The organism is Microvirga sesbaniae, from assembly GCF_025460805.1.
In the GTDB taxonomy this organism is placed as follows: domain Bacteria; phylum Pseudomonadota; class Alphaproteobacteria; order Rhizobiales; family Beijerinckiaceae; genus Microvirga; species Microvirga sesbaniae.
In genome coordinates, this window is record NZ_JAMXFJ010000004.1 from 128,793 (window position 1) to 147,597 (window position 18,805).

The 18,805-nt window shown below is 64.4% G+C and carries 16 protein-coding genes; 7 read left to right on the forward strand and 9 right to left on the reverse strand.

What is annotated here, in order from left to right; translation table 11 throughout:
• Window positions 1–6 precede the first annotated feature (6 nt).
• From OCW50_RS08080 to OCW50_RS08095, 4 genes are all read right to left on the reverse strand, one after another.
• Complete coding sequence (locus OCW50_RS08080) at window positions 7–3,180, reverse strand: efflux RND transporter permease subunit (protein ID WP_262297090.1); 3,174 nt, start codon at window positions 3,178–3,180, stop codon at window positions 7–9.
• Window positions 3,177–4,619 carry an efflux RND transporter periplasmic adaptor subunit gene (locus OCW50_RS08085; protein ID WP_262297091.1) on the reverse strand — a complete coding sequence of 481 codons (1,443 nt, stop codon included), beginning with the start codon at window positions 4,617–4,619 and terminating at the stop codon, window positions 3,177–3,179. Before OCW50_RS08085 ends, OCW50_RS08080 begins: the two co-directional genes overlap by 4 nt.
• Window positions 4,616–5,011 (reverse strand): FixH family protein, encoded by a 396-nt coding sequence (locus tag OCW50_RS08090; RefSeq protein WP_262297092.1) that lies wholly within the window; start codon window positions 5,009–5,011, stop codon window positions 4,616–4,618. The genes OCW50_RS08085 and OCW50_RS08090 overlap by 4 nt, the downstream gene beginning before the upstream one ends.
• Before the next feature lie 102 nt (window positions 5,012–5,113).
• Window positions 5,114–5,497, reverse strand: a complete 384-nt coding sequence (locus OCW50_RS08095; protein WP_262297093.1) for a hypothetical protein — start codon at window positions 5,495–5,497, stop codon at window positions 5,114–5,116.
• A gap of 238 nt (window positions 5,498–5,735) precedes the next feature.
• On the opposite strand from OCW50_RS08095, the gene OCW50_RS08100 reads away from it, so the two are divergent.
• Window positions 5,736–6,476, forward strand: a complete 741-nt coding sequence (locus OCW50_RS08100) for an MBL fold metallo-hydrolase (protein WP_262297094.1) — start codon at window positions 5,736–5,738, stop codon at window positions 6,474–6,476.
• A gap of 3 nt (window positions 6,477–6,479) precedes the next feature.
• Window positions 6,480–7,802, forward strand: coding sequence for an MFS transporter (locus tag OCW50_RS08105; protein WP_262297095.1), 1,323 nt, complete (start codon window positions 6,480–6,482; stop codon window positions 7,800–7,802).
• A 5-nt stretch (window positions 7,803–7,807) separates the two neighbouring features.
• Here OCW50_RS08105 and OCW50_RS08110 read toward each other — a convergent pair whose 3' ends face one another.
• Window positions 7,808–9,151, reverse strand: coding sequence for an Nramp family divalent metal transporter (locus OCW50_RS08110; RefSeq protein WP_262297096.1), 1,344 nt, complete (start codon window positions 9,149–9,151; stop codon window positions 7,808–7,810).
• Window positions 9,152–9,317: 166 nt separating this feature from the next.
• On the opposite strand from OCW50_RS08110, the gene OCW50_RS08115 reads away from it, so the two are divergent.
• The 3 genes from OCW50_RS08115 (at window position 9,318) to OCW50_RS08125 (ending at window position 12,865) form a co-directional block, all read left to right on the forward strand.
• Window positions 9,318–9,749: a Fur family transcriptional regulator gene (locus OCW50_RS08115; protein WP_262297097.1), complete on the forward strand. Its 432-nt coding sequence runs from the start codon at window positions 9,318–9,320 to the stop codon at window positions 9,747–9,749.
• 187 nt (window positions 9,750–9,936) lie between these two features.
• Window positions 9,937–10,923, forward strand: coding sequence for an MBL fold metallo-hydrolase (locus OCW50_RS08120; protein ID WP_262297098.1), 987 nt, complete (start codon window positions 9,937–9,939; stop codon window positions 10,921–10,923).
• A gap of 331 nt (window positions 10,924–11,254) precedes the next feature.
• A complete protein-coding gene (locus OCW50_RS08125; protein ID WP_262297099.1) occupies window positions 11,255–12,865 on the forward strand; it encodes an amidohydrolase in 1,611 nt (536 codons plus the stop codon).
• 258 nt (window positions 12,866–13,123) lie between these two features.
• Here OCW50_RS08125 and OCW50_RS08130 read toward each other — a convergent pair whose 3' ends face one another.
• Genes OCW50_RS08130 through OCW50_RS08140 form a run of 3 tightly spaced genes read right to left on the reverse strand, consistent with a single transcriptional unit; the run spans window position 13,124 to window position 14,977 of the window.
• Window positions 13,124–13,414 (reverse strand): zinc-binding metallopeptidase family protein, encoded by a 291-nt coding sequence (locus tag OCW50_RS08130; RefSeq protein ID WP_262297100.1) that lies wholly within the window; start codon window positions 13,412–13,414, stop codon window positions 13,124–13,126.
• Between the two features lie 29 nt (window positions 13,415–13,443).
• Complete coding sequence (locus OCW50_RS08135) at window positions 13,444–14,349, reverse strand: MBL fold metallo-hydrolase (protein ID WP_262297101.1); 906 nt, start codon at window positions 14,347–14,349, stop codon at window positions 13,444–13,446.
• Between the two features lie 31 nt (window positions 14,350–14,380).
• The gene (locus OCW50_RS08140) at window positions 14,381–14,977 is read right to left on the reverse strand and encodes a hypothetical protein (protein ID WP_262297102.1); all 597 of its coding nucleotides are present in this window, start codon (window positions 14,975–14,977) and stop codon (window positions 14,381–14,383) included.
• Between the two features lie 345 nt (window positions 14,978–15,322).
• Between OCW50_RS08140 and OCW50_RS08145 the strand changes: the two genes are divergently transcribed.
• Both OCW50_RS08145 and OCW50_RS08150 read left to right on the forward strand, forming a co-directional pair.
• Complete coding sequence (locus tag OCW50_RS08145; RefSeq protein WP_262297103.1) at window positions 15,323–16,603, forward strand: M20/M25/M40 family metallo-hydrolase; 1,281 nt, start codon at window positions 15,323–15,325, stop codon at window positions 16,601–16,603.
• 177 nt (window positions 16,604–16,780) lie between these two features.
• The gene (locus tag OCW50_RS08150) at window positions 16,781–17,446 is read left to right on the forward strand and encodes a transglutaminase-like cysteine peptidase (protein WP_262297104.1); all 666 of its coding nucleotides are present in this window, start codon (window positions 16,781–16,783) and stop codon (window positions 17,444–17,446) included.
• Between the two features lie 68 nt (window positions 17,447–17,514).
• Here OCW50_RS08150 and OCW50_RS08155 read toward each other — a convergent pair whose 3' ends face one another.
• The gene (locus tag OCW50_RS08155) at window positions 17,515–18,540 is read right to left on the reverse strand and encodes a L,D-transpeptidase family protein (protein WP_262297105.1); all 1,026 of its coding nucleotides are present in this window, start codon (window positions 18,538–18,540) and stop codon (window positions 17,515–17,517) included.
• Window positions 18,541–18,805: the final 265 nt, after the last annotated feature.

An 18,805-nucleotide genomic window follows, 5' to 3' on the forward strand; every position in this document is an offset into this window, starting at 1 on the left:
GCCTGATTACTCCGCAGCCAGCTTGCTCTCCGCCAAATCCGTATCGGCGCCGATCTCCGCGTCAGCCCACCTGGGAAGGCCGCGTCCCTTGGCAATTCCGTAGATTGCCGGGATCACGATCAGGGTCAGCAACGTCGACGAGACCATGCCTCCGATCATCGGCACGGCGATCCGCTGCATGACCTCGGATCCGGTGCCCGTGCTCCACAGGATGGGCAGCAGGCCCGCCATGATCGCGACCACCGTCATCATCTTGGGCCGGACGCGCTCGACCGCGCCGACCATGATTGCCTCGTAGAGATCGGCCCGGGTGAACCGACGCTCTTGGGCTGCCCGCTCGGCCTTCAGGTGCTCCAACGCCTGGTCGAGGTAGATCAGCATGACGACCCCGGTCTCGGCCGCGACGCCGGCGAGCGCAATGAACCCGACGGCCACCGCGACCGAGAGGTTGAACCCGAGCCACCACATCAGCCAGACGCCGCCGACGAGAGCGAAGGGCAGCGACAGCATCACGATCAGGGTTTCGGTGATCCGGCGGAAGTTAAGGTAGAGCAGCAGGAAGATGATCAGGAGCGTCACCGGCACCACGATTTTTAGCCGCGCTTCCGCCCGCTCCAGGTACTCGAACTGCCCGCTCCACTGGACGTACGTCCCGGGCGGCAACTTCACCTCGTTGGTGACCGCCTGCCGGGCCTCGTCGACGTAGCCACCAAGGTCACGGCCGGCGATGTCGACGAAGATGTAGACTGCGAGCTGCCCGTTCTCCGTGCGGATCGAGGTCGCACCCTGCGTGAGCTTGACCTCGGCCACCTCACCGAGCGGCACGGTGCCGCCCGCGGGCAGCGGGACCTGCACCTCGGTCGCGATGGCCCGTGGGTCTGAGCGCAGGTCGCGCGGGTAGCGGATGGTGACGCCGTAGCGCTCGCGGCCTTCGACTGTGGTCGTGATCACCTCGCCGCCCATGGCGGTCGCGATCACGTCCTGAACGTCGCCAATGGTCAGCCCGTAGCGGCCGAGAGCGATCCGGTCGGGCACGACGTCGAGGTAGTAGCCGCCGATCACGCGCTCCGCGTAGGCGCTGGTGGTGCCAGGCACCGCCTTGACCACGGCCTCCACTTGGCGGGCGGCCTTTTCCATCTCGGCGAGGTCGGTCCCGAACACCTTGATGCCCACCGGCGTGCGGATGCCGGTCGAGAGCATGTCGATACGGGCGCGGATCGGCATCGTCCAGGCGTTCGACACGCCAGGAAATTGCAGGGCCTGGTCCATCTCGGCTTTCAGGCTCGCCAGCGTCACGCCCGGCCGCCATTCGCTTTTCGGCTTGAGGTTGATGATCGTCTCGAACATCTCGGTCGGCGCGGGATCGGTCGCCGTCGCGGCCCGTCCCGCCTTGCCGTAGACGGAGGCGACTTCCGGGAAGGACTTGATGATCCGGTCCTGTGTCTGGAGGAGTTCCGCCGCCTTGGTCACCGACAGGCCCGGCAGGGTCGTCGGCATGTACATCAGCGTGCCCTCGTCAAGGTCGGGCATGAACTCGGACCCGAGCTGGCGCGCCGGCCAGACCGTGGCCGCCAGGGCCACGAGGGCGACCAAGATGGTCAGCGTCTTGGCCCTGAGTACACACCAGATCACGGGTCGGTAGATCCAGATCAGCAGGCGGTTGATGGGATTCCGGTGCTCCGGGACGATCCGCCCGCGCACGAAGATCACCATCAGGGCCGGGACCAGCGTCACGGAGAGCAGGGCTGCCGCCGCCATGGCGAACGTCTTGGTGAAGGCGAGCGGGCCGAACAGGCGCCCCTCCTGGCTCTCCAGGGTGAAGATCGGCAGGAACGACACCGTGATGATCAGGAGGCTGAAGAACAGGGCCGGGCCGACCTCGCTCGCTGCCTTGATCAGGATCTCGACCCGCGGCTTGTCCTTGGGCGCCCGTTCCAGGTGCTTGTGGGCGTTCTCGATCATGACGATGGCCGCGTCGATCATCGCCCCGATGGCGATCGCGATGCCACCCAGGCTCATGATGTTGGAGCCGAGCCCCATCAGCCTCATGGCGCCGAACGCCATCAGGATGCCGACGGGGAGCATGAGGATGGCGACGAGCGCGCTTCGCACATGCAGGAGGAACACGATGCACACAAGCGCGACGACAATGCTCTCCTCGACGAGAGTGCCTTTAAGCGTCTTGATAGCCTCGTTGATCAACTGTGAGCGGTCATAGACCGGGACGATCTCGGTACCCTTCGGGAGGCTGGCCGTGATCTCGGACAGTTTGGCCTTGACGCTGTCGATCACGTTGAGGGCGTTGGCCCCGAACCGCTGCAGGACGATGCCGCTGGCGACTTCCCCTTCCCCGTTCAACTCCGTGATGCCACGGCGCTCATCGGGCCCGAGCTCGACCCGGGCGACGTCGCCGACGCGGACGGGAACGCCCGCCTCGGTCTTGAGGACGATGGCCTCGATGTCCTGGATGCTCTTCAGGTAGCCGCGGCCGCGGACCATGAACTCGAACTCGGACAGCTCGACCGTGCGGCCGCCGACGTCCATGTTGCTGGTGCGGATTGCATCCCGGAGCCTCTGGAGCGGGATGCCCTGGGCCCGCAGCCGGCGTGGGTCGACGACCACGTTGTACTGCTTGACGAAGCCGCCGACGCTGGCGACCTCGGCGACGCCCTCCGCCCTGGAGGCGGCATAGCGCACGACCCAATCTTGGAGGGAGCGCAGTTCGGCCAGGGTCATGTCCTTGGCGATGACCGCATACTGGTAGACCCAGCCCACGCCAGTCGCGTCAGGGCCTAGGCTCGGCGTTACGCCCGTCGGCAGGCGGCGGGAGGCGGCGTTCAGGTGTTCCAGCACCCGGCTGCGGGCCCAGTACGGGTCCGTGCCGTCCTCGAAGATCACGTAGACGAAGGATACCCCGAAGAAGGAGAAGCCGCGGACGACCTTGGATTTCGGCACCGTCAGCATCGACGTGGTCAGCGGATAGGTGACTTGGTCCTCAACCACCTGCGGCGCCTGCCCCGGGTAGTCGGTGTAGACGATGACCTGCACGTCCGAGAGATCGGGAATGGCATCGAGCGGCAGGGTGCGAAGCGCGTAGACGCCCGCGGCGACCGCAAACGCTGCGCCGATGAGGACTAGGAGCAGGTTGCGGGCCGACCAGGCGATGAGACGGGCAATCATGGCGTCGCCTCCGGAGTGGCCAGGCCCTGGAGGGCAGTCTTGAGGTTGCTCTCGGCATCGATCAGGAAGTTGGCGGCCACCACCACCTTGTCGCCCTCGGCGATGCCGTCCCGGACCTCGGTGAAGCCGGATCCCCGCACGCCGACCTTGACCTCGCGCGGCTCGAACTTGCCCTCGCCCCTGTCGAGGATCACAATCTGGCGGGTGCCGGTGTCGATCACGGCGCTGTCCGGCACCGCCACGACGGGCGACTGCGACCCGGTCGCGAACTCCACGTCGGCGTACATGGCGGGACGCAGGATACCGTCCGGGTTGGCCAGCTCGATGCGGACGCGGGCCGTGCGGGTCTCCATGGACAGGTGCGGATAAATCCGCGTGACCGTCCCGGTGAACGTGCGGCCGGGGAAGCTGCGGACCCGGACTGTCGCGGACTGCCCCTCCCTGATCCCGGACAGATCGCGCTCGGTGACGTCCGCAAGCACCCAGATTGCCGAATGGTCGACGATGCGGAAGAGCACATCGCCAGGCATGGCCCGCATGCCGTCGCTGACGTTCCGCTCGAAGACGATGCCGTCGCGCGGAGCCGCCCAGGTGATGGTCAGAGGCACCTTGCGGGTGCGCTCGATCTCGTTGATGACCTCGGCCGGAACGGCGAGGTTCTCAAGACGACGCCGGGCCCCTTCGAAACCGACGGCGGTGAGGTATTGCGCCGCCGCGGCAGCGATGTCGGGCGAGTAGAGCCGGAACAGGGGCTGTCCCTTGTGGACGTGGTCGCCTGTCGTGACGTTCTCGACAGCCTCGATGAAGGACTCCGAGCGAATGGACACGACCGAGATCCGGCGTTCATCCTCATCCAGGCTTCCCGGGGCCCGCACCGGCGTGGTCAGGACCCGCCGTTCGACCGGCTCAGACCGAACCCCGGTCCGCTGGAGCTTGCCCGGAGAGACGGTCACCGTCGATGCATCGGTCTCGCCCTCGTAGACCGGGATGTAGTCCATCCCCATCGAGTCCTTCTTCGGGACCGGCGAGGTGTCTGGCAGACCCATCGGGTTGCGGTAGTAGAGCACCCGTTTCTCTCCTGATGGAGGCGCACCCTGAGCGGCCTCCGCAACAGGCGAAGGATCGCCATCGAAGCTGATGTCCTCGCTCGCGTGGACTGGGCGGTAGTCCCGGCCGTCCGCAGCCTGCTTCGGCTCCAATGAATAGAACGGCTTCCCGTCCGGGTCCCGGTAGTAGATCACCGGGCCGGTTGACGCCTTGGTGGGTTTGAAGCGCGGAGCAGCCGCCGGCTGCTCCAGACCCAATTGCGTCTGGACCGTCGACATCAGTGCCCGCATGTCGATGTCCGGCAGCCTAAGGCCGTCCCGGCCTACCCAATAGCCGCCTCCCCCCGCCGCGAGTGCGGCGAGGGTTCCGGCAATCCATGCGGCCCGACTCATTTCGTGGCCTTGAGGACCAGCTTGTTCTCGACGGTGCCCTCCTCGCCCTGGACTTTGGCCCCGAGCGAAAGCTGCCAGCCGCCGGCCATCGTCAGCCTGGTCTTGAACTGATAGACGCCGGGCTCGGTGGACGGTGCCTGCTCGATGGGAGAGTCCATCGTCGGCATGCCGTCCGGGGCCATGTCGATGCGTTTGGCGAAGATCACCGCGTCCGGCACGGGCTGGCCCGAGCGCTTGTCGACGAGGCGGGCCGCGACGACGGCCTCGCCCACCTTCATTTCCTTCCGCACGAGCTGGAATTCATAGTCCTTGGGATCGGCCTTGGCAGGTCCGACGAGAGCAAGGCCAAGCAGCGCGGCCCCGACGGCGCACGAAAGCGTAGACGTCTTCATTGTCTGTGTTCTCCTGAAATCAACGGTGGTCGCGGGATGCGATCCGTCGACCGCGTGGCAAAAGCCACGCGGCATCATCCGGCCCTTGGGCCGGGGTTGATCTCAGGCTTGCGGAGGTCGGGGCGGCGGAAGAGGCAACAGCGTGTCCGGGGCCGCGTCGTTCCCGGGGAGCAGTGCCACGGCGATGCCCAGACGGGCGGACACCTCACCGACGGGCAGGATGCCCTGGACGAGCTTGGCCAAGCACAGGGTCGCGAGCGGACAGGCCTTCTGGCAGTCCGGCATGGCCGGCTTCTCGGGCGGGCAGCAAGGCATGTCCGCCATCGTCATGCCGTCATCCGAGGACGCCATGTCCATCCCGGTGTCCGTCATTGCCACGGGCGCAGCCATCCCTCCGGCCACCGCGGGGGCAGTGAACGGGGCAAGCACGATCCCCACGATCGCGAGGATTGAGAGCAGACGTGTGATGGCGAGCCACGGCTTCATGCAGCGAAAATCTCAGATTTGCGGCGCCAGGGAAAGGGCCCTGCCGACACAAAACCGCGAGACAGGTGGCCGCTGGAGCAGCGTGGCCGACGCTGACCGTCCTGATACCGAAGCCGCAGGCTCCCTGCTCCTCATCGACGCGTCAGCGGGGAACCACGATACGGCATGAGCTGACGGCGTGGAGAAACCACGCGCCTGGGGCATATCATTCTGAGGGTTTGAATAAGGAGAGCGTCCCATGATCCTCCGTCCGTTCCTGCACCATGATCCCATCGGGATCTCCTACCTGTTCGGCTGCGGCGGCCACGCAAGCGGAGCCGTGGTCGATCCCGTCGGCGGCGTCGAACCCTACCTGCGAGCCTCCGAGGAAACCGGGATGCGTATCAAGTTCGTGGTCGACACGCACATCCATGCCGATCATGTCTCTTCAGGCCGCCAGCTCGCGGAGGCCACGGGAGCAGCCTACGTCCTCTCGTCCCAGGTGGACGTGGCGTTTCCCTTTCATGCCGTCCGGGACAACGACGTCCTGCCGCTCGGCAACGTCGTCGTCACCGTTATGCACACGCCGGGGCACACTCCCGAGCACCTGTGCCTGCTGGTCAGCGACCGTACCCGCGCCGACGAGCCTTGGTTCGTGCTGACCGGACACACGCTGATGGTGGGCGATCTCGGACGGACGGAGCTCGCCTCCAGCGCCGAGCAGGGAGCACGCGACCTGTTCCGGAGCATCCAGCGGCTCAAGGACCTGCCAGACTATGTGGAGGTTCTGCCGGGCGCCTTTGCAGGCTCGGTTTGCGGCCGCCGCCTGAGTGGCAAGCCGATGTCGACGATCGGGTTCGAGAAGCGGCACAACGCGGCCTTCCGTATCGCGGACGAGGCCGAGTTCGTCCGGTTCATGACGGCGGAGATCCCGCCCGCACCCCCGGAGGCCGCCCGGCTGCGGGCCCTCAACGCGGGCGCCACCGCCGCGGCGGCCTGAGCCATGGCTGAGGCAACGGCAGTCGGGGCGGCTCCAGCCCCTGTCCGGCTCGGCCTCAGGGAAAACTGGCGCCAGTTCGCGCTGCTGCTCCTGGTGAACGCCTTCGTCGGCGGCATGGTCGGGCTGGAGCGGACGGTCGTGCCGCTCATCGGCTCGGAGGAGTTCAGGCTCGCCTCCACCACGGTGATCGCCTCCTTCATCGCCAGCTTCGGCATCTCCAAGGCAATCACGAACCTGGTTTCCGGGCAGCTCGCGGACGGCTGGGGCCGCAAACGGACCCTGGTGCTCGGCTGGGTCATCGGGTTGCCGGTGCCGTTCCTCATCATCTGGGCGCCGACGTGGGGTTGGATCATCGCCGCCAACGTGCTGCTAGGCATTAGCCAAGGCCTCACCTGGTCAATGGCTGTCATCATGAAGATCGACCTTGTCGGCCCGAGGTCCCGCGGGCTGGCGGTCGGCCTCAACGAGTGCGCCGGATACCTGATGGTTGGCATCACGGCGTTCCTCACGGGCTGGATCGCCGCGGCCTCGGGCATGCTGCGTCCGGACCCGTTCTATCTCGGCATCGGCTACGCGGTCCTCGGCCTCGGTCTCTCGACCCTGGTCGTGCGCGACACGGGTGAGCACGTCCGTCTCGAGGCCGCCGGGCACGCGAAGGCCGAGCCCATTAGGTTCGGAGAGGCCTTCGTACTCACCTCGTTCCGCGACCGGAACCTGTTCGCGGCCTGCCAAGCCGGATTGGTCAACAACCTGAACGATGGTATGAGCTGGGCCATCTTCCCGCTCTTCCTCGCCGCCCGCGGTCTCGGCGTGGAGCCAATCGGCATGCTGAAGGCCGTCTATCCGGGCGTCTGGGGTGTTTTGCAGGTAGTGACAGGGCCGCTCAGCGACCGGATCGGCCGCAAGGGACTGATCGTGGCCGGCATGTGGCTCCAGGCGGCCGCGCTGCTGATGGTTCCCCTGCTGGACGGATTCGGCTGGTGGCTCGTCGCCAGCATCCTGCTCGGGCTGGGCACCGCCATGGTCTACCCAACGCTGCTGGCGGCGATCTCGGACGTGGCGCACCCAACTTGGCGGGCGCGTTCGCTCAGCATCTATCGGTTCTGGCGCGACCTGGGCTACGCAGCGGGTGCCCTGATAGCGGGCATCGTCGGCGACGCCTTCGGCCTGCCCTGGGCTATCGGCGGCGTCGGCGTGATCACCTTTCTCTCCGGAGTGGTGGTCGCCGTCGTGATGAGAGAACGCAGGGGGCCGACAAATACCGTCAAGGGCGGCAATGGCTCCCCGCATAGCGGCCCGCCTGAATGTTCACGGCCAAGACCCTGAAGATGCTAGGCTCCCGTCAGGAAATCAACGATCAGCTTGACATTGAGCGTGATGACGATGGCAGCCACTACCCCGGCAATCCCGGTAAGCCATCGTGGTGCAACGAGCTCTCCCATTTTCCTTCGACTTGCCGTGATCATCACGAGCGGGATGATGGCAAACGGAAGTTGGAGGCTCAGGATGACTTGGCTGAGGATCAGCAGCTTTGTTGACCCGCTGGCCCCATACGCAATGGTGACCAGAGCCGCCGGAACGATCGCGACGGCCCGCGTCACCAATCGCCGGAGCCATGGCGGCAGCCGGATATCGAGGAACCCTTCCATGACGATCTGGCCGGCCATGGTGGCGGTGACGGTCGAGTTCAGCCCGCAGCAGATCAACGCGACGGCGAACAGCGTCGGCGCCATCGCCGAGCCCAGTAGCGGGGACAGCAGCATGTGCGCCTTGTCCAGATCCACGACGCCCGTGTTGCCCGTCCGGTTAAAGGCGGCCGCCGCCAGGATGAGGATCGACGCGTTGATGGTCAGGGCAAACATCAGGGCCAGGGTGCTGTCGATCGTGGCGAATTTCATCGCCTCCCGTTTCTCAGGCAGGCTCTCGCCGAAGGCCCGGGTCTGCACGATGCCGGAGTGCAGGTACAGGTTATGCGGCATCACCGTCGCGCCGATGATCCCGAGCGAGAGATAGAGCATGTCGGGGTTGGAAATGATCTCGGTCGTCGGCGCGAAGCCTCGGACAACCTGTCCCCACTCGGGATTGGCCATGGCAATCTGCACGAGGAAGCAGACGGCGATCACCCCCAGGAGGGTGATGACGAAGGCCTCGATCCACCGGAAGCCCTTGTTCTGGAGGTAAAGGATCAGGAACACGTCAAGGGCGGTGACCAGCACCCCGATCTCGAGCGGAATGCCGAACAGGAGGTTCAGCCCGATGGCTGTGCCGATCACCTCGGCGAGGTCGGTCGCGCAGATCGCGATCTCGGCCAGGGACCAGAGCGGGTAGGAAACCGGACGCGGGTAGGCGTCCCGACAGGCTTGGGCGAGGTCCCTCTCGGTCGCCACCGCCATCCGGGCGCACAGATGCTGGAGGATGATCGCCATGATATTGGACAGCAGGGCGATGACCAGGAGGGCATAGCCGAACTTGGCCCCGCCTGCGAGTGAGGTTGCCCAGTTGCCAGGGTCCATGTAGCCGACGGCCACGAGGTACCCGGGGCCGAGGAACGCCGCGAGCTTCCGCCAGGGGGAGCCATGCGAACGCACGGCGATGCTGCGATGGACGTCGGAGAGTGACGGGGATCCTCGCTCGCGCCGCCAACTCGCCAACGTGCGTCCGGGACCCGTGTCCATGGCCAAGCCCACTCTCGCAATTGCAAACGAATTGCAACTTCAACCCTGCTCCTGTTCGAGGCGATTGGCAAGATGCTCTCGTGATGGTCGAGGGGTACTATGATGGTTGCGGATCCCAGCGGAGCCGGCTTCAGGTTCGGTGGAGTCCCAGTCGGAGTAGCGGACCATGACGAACCGGATTGAAACGCAATGCCGCGCGCATGGGCTGAGATTGACCGGACAGCGTCGCCTGATTGCCCAGGTTCTGGCCACGGCGACGGACCATCCCGATGTCTACGAACTGCATCGCCGGGTCAGCGAACGCGATCCGCACATCAATCTGGCCACCGTGTACCGGACGATGAAACGCCTGGAAAGCGAGGGTATCGTCGAGCGCCAGGCGTTCCGTGGCGGCCGATCCCGATACGAGAGGGTCTCAAAAAGGCATCACGACCATCTGATCGACATCGAGACGGGAGCGGTTGTCGAGTTCAAGAACGCCGAGATCGAACGGTTGCAGGAGCTTGTTGCCCGGGAACTCGGCTACCGGCTCGTCAGCCACCGCCTGGAGCTCTACGCGGTCCCCTTGGCAAACGTCAGCCCTCGAAAGAATCGATGATGTGCAAAGTGGAGGTAGGACCGCTTGCCCAGGCGAATGCCTCCTGCATACCCTTCGGTCTGGGTTCCGTTTGATCCGAACGATCGCCGTACATGCGTCGTGTTCTCAACGGGCGTGATCATTGGGTGGAACGCATCAGAACCCGCCAAGGGAGGGTTTGATGATATCGAGATCGAAGACACTCGTTATGGCTTTCGCAACCTTCGCCGCCTTCGGCATGGCATCAGCAGGCGCCCAGACCGCTCCGGCTGCGGATACTCCGGACGCCCATCTGAAGCTGGCCAAGGACGCCGCCGGCACGGACTTCCTCGGCACGCTCGGCCGGCTCTGCATCCTGCCGGCCACCGGTCCCGGCGCAGATGTCGCCCCCGGTGCGCCGCCGTCCCGTGAGACTTGGTACGCCGACCCGGCGAAGGTGTTTGACAACCTCTATTTCGTCGGCGGCAAGATCCACTCCTCCTGGGCCCTCACCACCAGCGACGGCATCATCCTGATCGACACGATCTATCCCTACAATTCCGAGGAGTTGATCGTCGGCGGCTTGCAGAAGCTTGGACTGGACCCGAAGCAGGTCAAGTACGTGATCATCACCCACGGCCACGGGGATCATGTCGGCGGCGCCAAGATGATGCAGGACCGCTTCGGCTCCCGCATCGTCATGGGCGAGCCTGACTGGAAGTTCGTCGAGAACTCGGTCAACCGCTACGGCCAAGGCGAGACCAGCGTGAAGCCGAAGCGGGACATCGTCGCCCAGGACGGCCAGAAGATCACGTTGGGCGACACGACGGTGACCCTCGTCTTCACCCCAGGTCACACCGAGGGCACGTTCTCGCTGTTCTTCCCGGTCAAGGACAACGGCAAGCCGTTGACGGTGGCTTATTCGGGCGGGACGGCGTTCAACTTCGTCAACACGGTCGAAAACTTCCAGACCTACATCAACTCGCAACGCAAAATGGCCGACATGGCCAAGAGCCTCGGAGCGACGGTGGTGATGTCGAACCATTCCGAGTTCGATAACGCGGTCAACAAGGTCAGGATGATCCCTGGTCGGAAGCCCGGGGAGCCCAGCCCCTTCGAACTCGGCGCGGATGCTGTCAGCCGCTACTTCAAGGTCTCGGAGGAGTGTGCCCGGGTGGCGCAACTGAAGCTGCAACAAGCGTCCAAGTCCAATTAACCTGAAGGCGCGGCGGCTTGCCTACGTCGCCGTGCCGACTTCTGGTGGAGTTGCGGATGCGATCCTCCTTGCGATGATGCGGGTGCCCTGGGATCGGAGGTCGTGTCCTTCATGGCTATCATCCGTTCGGCTACGATCTCTCAATACTTGGCCAAACCTTTGTTAAGAGCCGACCGATTCCGCAAGTCGAAGAAAAGTTCCAATGGAAGTCATGTCCTCATTTAATGCCAGGATTGCATTCCACGCCGAAGCTTGGTTACCCTAGATCTGGTCGGATGGTACATGCGCTGCCTGATTTGCTAGCGCTAATCGGAAGATCCGGGAGGAACCCATGAAACACGGTCTGCTGCCCAGTCTGTTGCTCACCGCCCTGCTCACAACCACGGCGCCCGTCATGGCCCAGACCGCCGGACCGAGCGCCACTCTCGTCGAACGGATCGCAGAGTTGAAGAAGCAGGCCATTCAGGGAGTCGAATCCCGCGCCAAGCTCGCGCAGGAGATGAACGATTCGATCTTCAGCTTCGGCGAACTCGCGTTCCAGGAATTCGAAACCTCGAAGTACATCACGGAGATTCTCGAGAAGAACGGCTTCACCATCCAGCGCAATGTCGCGGGCCTTCCCACCGGATGGGTGGCCAAATGGGGATCGGGAGGTCCCGTGATCGCGCTCGGCAGCGACATAGACTGCATCCCGAAGGCGTCTCAGAAGCCTGGTGTCGCGTACCGCGAGCCCATGATCGAGGGAGCGCCCGGGCACGGAGAGGGTCACAATTCCGGCCAGGCGCTCAACGTGGTGGCGGCGCTTGCGCTGAAGGACATCATGGAGCGCGAGAAGATCCCGGGAACGATCATGCTCTGGCCGGGCGTCGCCGAGGAGCTTCTCGGCGGCAAGGCCTATATGGTCCGCGACGGCGTGTTCAACGGGGTGGATGCGGTGCTCTTCACCCATGTCGGCAACAACCTCCAGACCGCCTGGGGCCAAGCGAACGGCACCGGCATGGTGTCGGTCGAGTACAAGTTCAACGGCGAGTCCGCCCACTCGGCGCAGGCACCGTGGCGCGGTCGCAGCGCCCTCGACGGGGTCGAGCTCATGAACGTCGCGTGGAACATGCGCCGGGAGCATCTGCGACCCGAGCAGCGGTCCCACTACGTGATCCCCGATGGCGGCGACCAGCCGAACGTCGTCCCGTCGGTGGCCAGCGTCTGGTACTTCATCCGCGAGCAGGATTTCGAGAACATCCGCAAGAATTTCGAGATCGCCAACACCATCTCGGAAGCCGCCGCGAAGATGACCGACACCACCGTCACGCGGCAGGTCATCGGCACGGCGGCGCCGCGCCACTTCAACAAGCCGATGGCGGAAGCCGCCTACGCCAACATCCAGCAGGTCGGCATGCCGCAATGGACCGAGGACGAACAGGCCTTTGCCAGAGCGGTGCAGCGCACCGTCAAGGGCAAGGAGGAAGGGCTCGCCACCACGGTGAAGAAACTCGAGCCGCCCGCCGACAAGCCGGAGAGCGGCGGTTCGGACGACATCGGCGACATCTCCTGGACCGTGCCGACGATCACGCTGAACTATCCGGCGAACATCCCGAACCTGCCCGGGCATCACTGGTCGAACGCCATGTCCATGGCGACCCCGATCGCCCACAAGGGAGTCGTCGCCGGTGCGAAGGTGATCGCCATGACGGGCATCGACCTGCTGGCGCAGCCTGAGCTGCTGGCGCAGGCGAAGGGTTACTTCACCAACGAGCAGCAGAAGAACCAGACATACGTCTCGATGATCTCGGCCGAGGACAAGCCCCAGGTGCAGATCAACGCGGACGTCATGGCGCGCTACCGTCCGGAGATGAAGAAGTACTATTACGACCCGTCCAAGCACGCGACCTATCTCGATCAGCTTGGCATCAAGTTCCCGGTGCTGGAGAAGCCGAAGAACTGAAGCCTGTGCTGATGCGCACTACCAACGCTGAAGGGCGGTGCCTCAAGCCACAGCGACCTCCAGGTCCTCACGCGCCTCGCTCGATGCGGAGTAGCGTGAGAACTGGGAGTGGCTAGCTACGCCGTCCTGATCATGAAGCGGGCCGGACCGGGCACGGGTGCCCGGTCCGGTTCATCGTCACTGGGCGCCGGCGACCCCGAGCACGGTGGTGAGAACGATCTTCTTCACTGTGAGATTGCTCTGGGGGGCGGTATCAATTCACTCTTCAAGCGCGTGGAAGCGGTCCGCCTTGCCGGTGCGCGGGATGGTGAGCGCTGGGATGCCGAGGCTCATCGGCATGTTGGAATCGGTCGAAGCGCATTCGTAGGCAGGTGGGATTCCATTTGCCTGGAAGGCGGCCATCGCGATCTGCACGATGTCCCGATTTGCGTCCGTCTGGCCAGCTGGTCGGTCACCGATGAGCTTGATGTCGGCGGTGATCGTCCATTCCTTGGTGGAATGGGCGAAGTTCTCCGTCTCCAGGGACTGGTGTCCAAGTCCAATTGACATGACGGGGTGGTTCGCTCAGGCCGTGCCGCCTACGGCTTGAGCGAGCGATAGATCACCCGCACGAAATCTGCATTCTGCTCCTCGTTCGCCCCGATCTTGTGACTGATATCCGCGAAGGGCTTGGCCGCGACCGCCGCATCGAGACTTTTGCCCTCCGCGATCAGTGTCGCGACGCGTTCCTGTGCCGTCACCAGCATGTCGCGGTAGGATGCCATCCCCGCCCGATCGGTCAGCGGTCCATGGCCTGGGACAACCTTGGTGTCATTATTGGCCAGCGCGAGAAAGGCGTCGGTTGCCGCAATCATGCCCTTGATGTTGCCGCCGTTGGCGAAGTCGATGTTGGGATAACGGTTGCCTAACGTCACGATGTCCCCTGTTGCCAGGACATTCGCGTCGGGGAAGTACACATAGGTATCGCCATCGGTGTGGGCGTTGGCGAAGTTCTTCAGCACCGCCTCCCGTCCGCCGGACTGCAGCGTCATCTCCGTTGCGTAGGTCTTGCTCGGGATTGCGCCCGCTGGTGCCGGCGGCGTCTTGGCTCCGGTCAGGCCATTGGTGGTTCCGGCGCTCAGGCGCTTGGCAACGTTCTCGTGTGCCGTCACAACGGCGCCGTCCTTGGCGAAGCCTTCGTTGCCGCCCGTATGATCGCCATGGTAATGCGTGTTGACGAGGTAGCGGATCGGCTCCTTCGACACGGCTGCGACCACCGCCTGGATCTTGTCATGCAAGGGCGCGAACTGACCGTCGACCATGATGATGCCGTTGTCCCCGGCCGCAATGGTAACGTTGCCGCCTGCGCCTGCGAGCATGTAGGTCCGGTGGCCAAGATCGGTGGTCCTGATCTCGACCTTGGAATAGTCCGTCTGGGCGGCCGCCGGCCCAGAGGCGAGCAGCAGCAATCCAAGAAGCGGGGCGAACGGTGTGAGTTTGCTCATGATCGTCTCCGGATGGATTGAACAGTCCTGATCACATGGGCGGCCTGACGCCATTCTTCTCCAGGGTGACGCGGCTCGCCGAGACGGATCCGTCGGGCTTTCTCTGCCCGAAGATGAAGACCGCCGCACCCGGCTTGACGAGGCTCGGGTCGCCGGGCACGAAGGCGACCACTGGCGCGTCGGGTGGAACGGTGATCTCCGCCTCCTGGCCCTTGTAGGTCACCCGCAACACTTGGCCCTGCGAGGCGGCCGCGACCCCGGCGACCGTGGCGTTCGTCATCAGGCTGTCGGGGGCCAGATCCCAGGCAAACTGCCCCTCGCCGGCCCCGGGGGGCAGAAAATGGACCTCAAGGGCTCGTAGCTTCCCGTCAGGCCCTCGGACGGAGGTCGAGGCGATAGAGTCGCCGGGCTTGATGTCGGAGAGGCTGCGCTTCTCCACCCCGGAAATGGCGAAGTTCGGGGCCAAGGCGACGGGGACCTCCTGTCCCGCCTGGGTCTTGACCACCAGGGTCTGGCCCTCGAGCTTCTCGACTGTCCCGCGAATGCGGGTGGGTGTTCCGTCGGGCGCTTGAGCCAGGGCCGGGAGCGTCGCTAGAGCGAGGAATGCTCCAATCAGGGATAATCGCATGGGTACCCTCCGGGGCTGTCAGATTCCCACACGGTCGCTGCACAGCGTCTTCCGTCAACGGCGCAAAAGGCGTGGCACGAGGACTGCACGCATTCGTGATCCAACAAGGGCGGCCTGAACCGATGCTGCGGTGGGTCTCCCAATGACCACAAGTCGGTCCTGCAGCGATAGCCGTCGTTGGCAGGCGAACACCTTGACCGCCCCCAGGACTGCCATACTGTTAAGGGGGTAACTCCAAGGGACAGCCGGTCCCCGCGGTGTTGCTCACTTTCCCGGCGTTCCGACGGACTTCAGAGGTTGGCGGAGCGTCCGAAGCCATCCCCCTCAGAAGGTCCTCATTAATCCATGCTTCCAAAACAACGCCGCCTACAGTCCGCCCTTCTCGCCGCGGCCCTCGCCATTGCCGCTGGCCCTTCGCTGGCCGAGCCGGTCACAGCCATTCAGGACCTCGCCCAGCAGGAGCAGCAGCCGCTGCTGGATACCCTGCGTGATCTGGTTTCCATCGAATCGGGCAGCAAGGATCTGGAAGGTTTGGCCAAGATCGCTGACCTGATTTCCAGCCGCCTGAAGCAGCTCGGCGGCAAGGTCGAGCTGATCCAGCCGGCTGACATCTACCGCATGGATGATACGCCCGAGAAGGTTGGCGCCATGGTGAAGGCCGAGTTCCAGGGCACCGGCAAAGCCAAGATCATGCTCATTGCCCACATGGATACTGTGTACCTGCGTGGCATGCTCAAGGAGCAGCCGTTCCGCATCGATGGGGACAAGGCCTATGGCCTGGGCATTGCCGACGACAAGCACGGCATCGCCACCATCCTGCACACCATTGCGTTGCTGCAGAAGCTCGGCTTCAAGGACTACGGTACCCTCACGGTATTGATCAACGGTGACGAGGAAATCAGCTCCCCTGGCGGGCGCAGCACCATCACCCAGGTCGCCTCCGACCAGGATGTCGTCCTGTCGTTTGAGGGCGGCGGCACCGACGGCAGCGTGCGCCTTGCCACCAGCGGCATCGGGGCAGCGTACCTGACCGTGCAAGGCAAATCCTCGCACGCCGGCGCCCGGCCCGAGGGCGGCGTCAACGCGCTTTACGAACTCTCGCACCAGCTGCTGCAGTTGAAGGACCTGTCGCAGAATGACCGTGGGCTGAAGCTCAACTGGACCGTTTCGCAGGCTGGCACCAACCGCAACGTGATCCCGGCGGAGGCGACGGCGCAGGCTGATGCCCGGGCGCTGAAGGTCTCCGATTTCGACCAGCTCCAGGCCACGCTGCAGGAGCGGATCAAGAACCAGTTGCTGCCCGACGCCAAGGTGCAGCTCAAGTTTGAGGTGCGCCGGCCGCCGCTGGAAGCCACTGACGCCTCCCGCAAGCTGTCCGGACACGCCAAGTCCATCTACGAGGAGATCGGCGTGCCGATGAAGGTGCTGGAGGCTCCCAACGGAGGCGGCACCGATGCGGCCTTCGCGGCGCTGAAGACGAAGGGTGCGGTTGTCGAGGGCTTTGGTCTGAGCGGCTTCGGCTCCCACTCCAATGACGCCGAGTACGTGCAAATCGGCAGCATTGCCCCACGCCTGTACCTGACCACACGGCTGATCATGGACGTCTCACAGGACAAGGTGAAGTAAGGGATTTCCTGACGCGCCATGACGAGTACCGCCATGGCGCGTTCCCAGTCCTGCCAATGAAGGGTGGGAACGAAAGCAGACCACCGTCCGTTAACTCTTGTTTAACTCTGCCTTGAATCCGCCATTCCCGCCGTGTCATGAAGATGAACACTTCCTTAACGGCACGTTGGCGGGGCAATGCGGCACTCTCTTCTTGGGCTTCTGAACGTTCGGCCCTTTTCCCAGAACACGCTCCGCCTTGCCACCGTATCTCTGTCTTTCACCGTCATCGCTGCCGCTGTTCAGGCGCAACCCGTGGCAGCCCCACCAACCTCATCACAATCCGTCGCGAAGGTTGGCACCGCCAAGCCGATCGCCGCCTGGACCCGCTTCTGCCAGCAGAGGCCCGAGGAATGCGCCGTCGACATTTCCGAGCCGGCCACCATCGCTCTCACCCCGCGGGCCTGGAAGACCATCGTCCAGGTCAACCGTCAGGTGAACGGTGCGATCAAGGCCAAGACAGATCAGGACCACTGGGGTGTCGAGGACCGCTGGGACTTCGCAGAGGATGGCTACGGCGATTGCGAGGACTACCAACTCGTCAAACGTAAGCGCTTGGTCGAAGCCGGTTTTCCCCGTCGGGCGCTGCGGATGACCGTGGTCATCGACGATGAAGGCGCCGGGCACGCCGTGATGATGGTCCGCACCGACCGCGGCGACTTCGTGCTTGATAACAAGAAGAACGCGGTCCTGCCCTGGCACCAGACCGGCTACACCTACGTCAAGCGTGAGGGCGATACCGGCTCGACCTGGGCCTCGCTCGGCGGGGCGTTTGTCTCACCGACCGTCACGGCGGGCCGCTAACGCCTCTTTCCAGTCAGGCACCGCAGAAGCCAGGGTAGGTTGATCGGCCCTGCCCTGCCGTGCCAGCTCTATTGATACGCTCTCTGTGACGCATACGACGTGCTGGCCGGGGATCCCTGCCGCGGGCTTCCATTGGCATTCAGGAGGATTTCGCGCGGCCCGGCCGCTAAGGCTTCCGGGCGGCTGACATCCCCGAAGCGGTTTCGGGCACTGGCGTCTACCGCCAGTGAGCCATCCTCACCAGCCACACCGCCCGACAGGGTTTCGCGGAAGACCCGGTTCTGACCACCGTCGGCGTAGACCAGCCTGACCGGCTGCACGCCCTGGGCAACTAACGCGGCCACCTGCTGCTCATCCCTCTGCTGCTTCTGAGCCACCGCGGCCGCCGCAGATGGATCGCCCGCATCGAAGACATAGCGCCCGCTGCCGACCCCGACCTGCGGCTCCTCGCGGGTGACCTCGAAGGTGTCGTTGCCTTCCTTCAGGTTCCTCCAGAACGCGATGTTCGGGTCGAGGCGGTGCTTGGCCAGGTTCTCGGCGGTCATCCGGAACGGATACGACTGGAACTGGAAGCCACGTTGACCACCGGCAAAAGCCTCCCGAGCGATGGCATAGATCTCTGCAATGCTCTCATCCGTCATGGCAAAGCAGCCGGCGGACGAGCACGAGCCATGGACCATCAGCAGGCTGCCCGTGCGGCCCATCTGCTGGTCATAGGCATTCGGGAAGCCGGTGTCGAAGGACAGGTGATAGTTCGAGTTCGGGTTCATCTGCCCGGGGCTGATCGTGTAGAAGCCCTCCGGCGCCTGGCGGTCACCCGTCTGGATCTTGGGGCCGAGCTGGCCCGACCAGCGGCAGATAGGATAGGTCTTGAGCAAGGCGTACTTGCCGTTCGAGCCCCGCTTCCAGACCTCCATCTCCGATTCCTTCTTGAAGGCCCGGATCAGGATGGGATCGTTCTTGGACATACTCTTGCTGTCCATCAGCGCCACGGTGGACTGCGGAATGGGCACAAGATGGCGCGTGGACCGGGTGTCACCCTGACAGGCAGCGAGCGCGAGCACGAGGCCCACAACCAATGCGATACGCTTCATGAGGGGGACCCCGCGTTTCTGATCTGCCCGGATGGAGAGGCCGGACAGTCCCTGATTTTCGTTACAATTTCCTTCGTTGTTGGCTTTGAGGCTCCTGGGTGCGCTCCAAGCCAACCCGCAGGAGCTTGCCCTCAAGTCCGGCGGGATTAAGGCATCGGGCGCGCCTTCACCGTGATCCACAGCGTTGGTTCGACCGAGACAAGCCTAGTGATGGAAGGCACGCGAACCTGACAGATGCGCCAGGCCGCACGGTCAGACTTCCCAA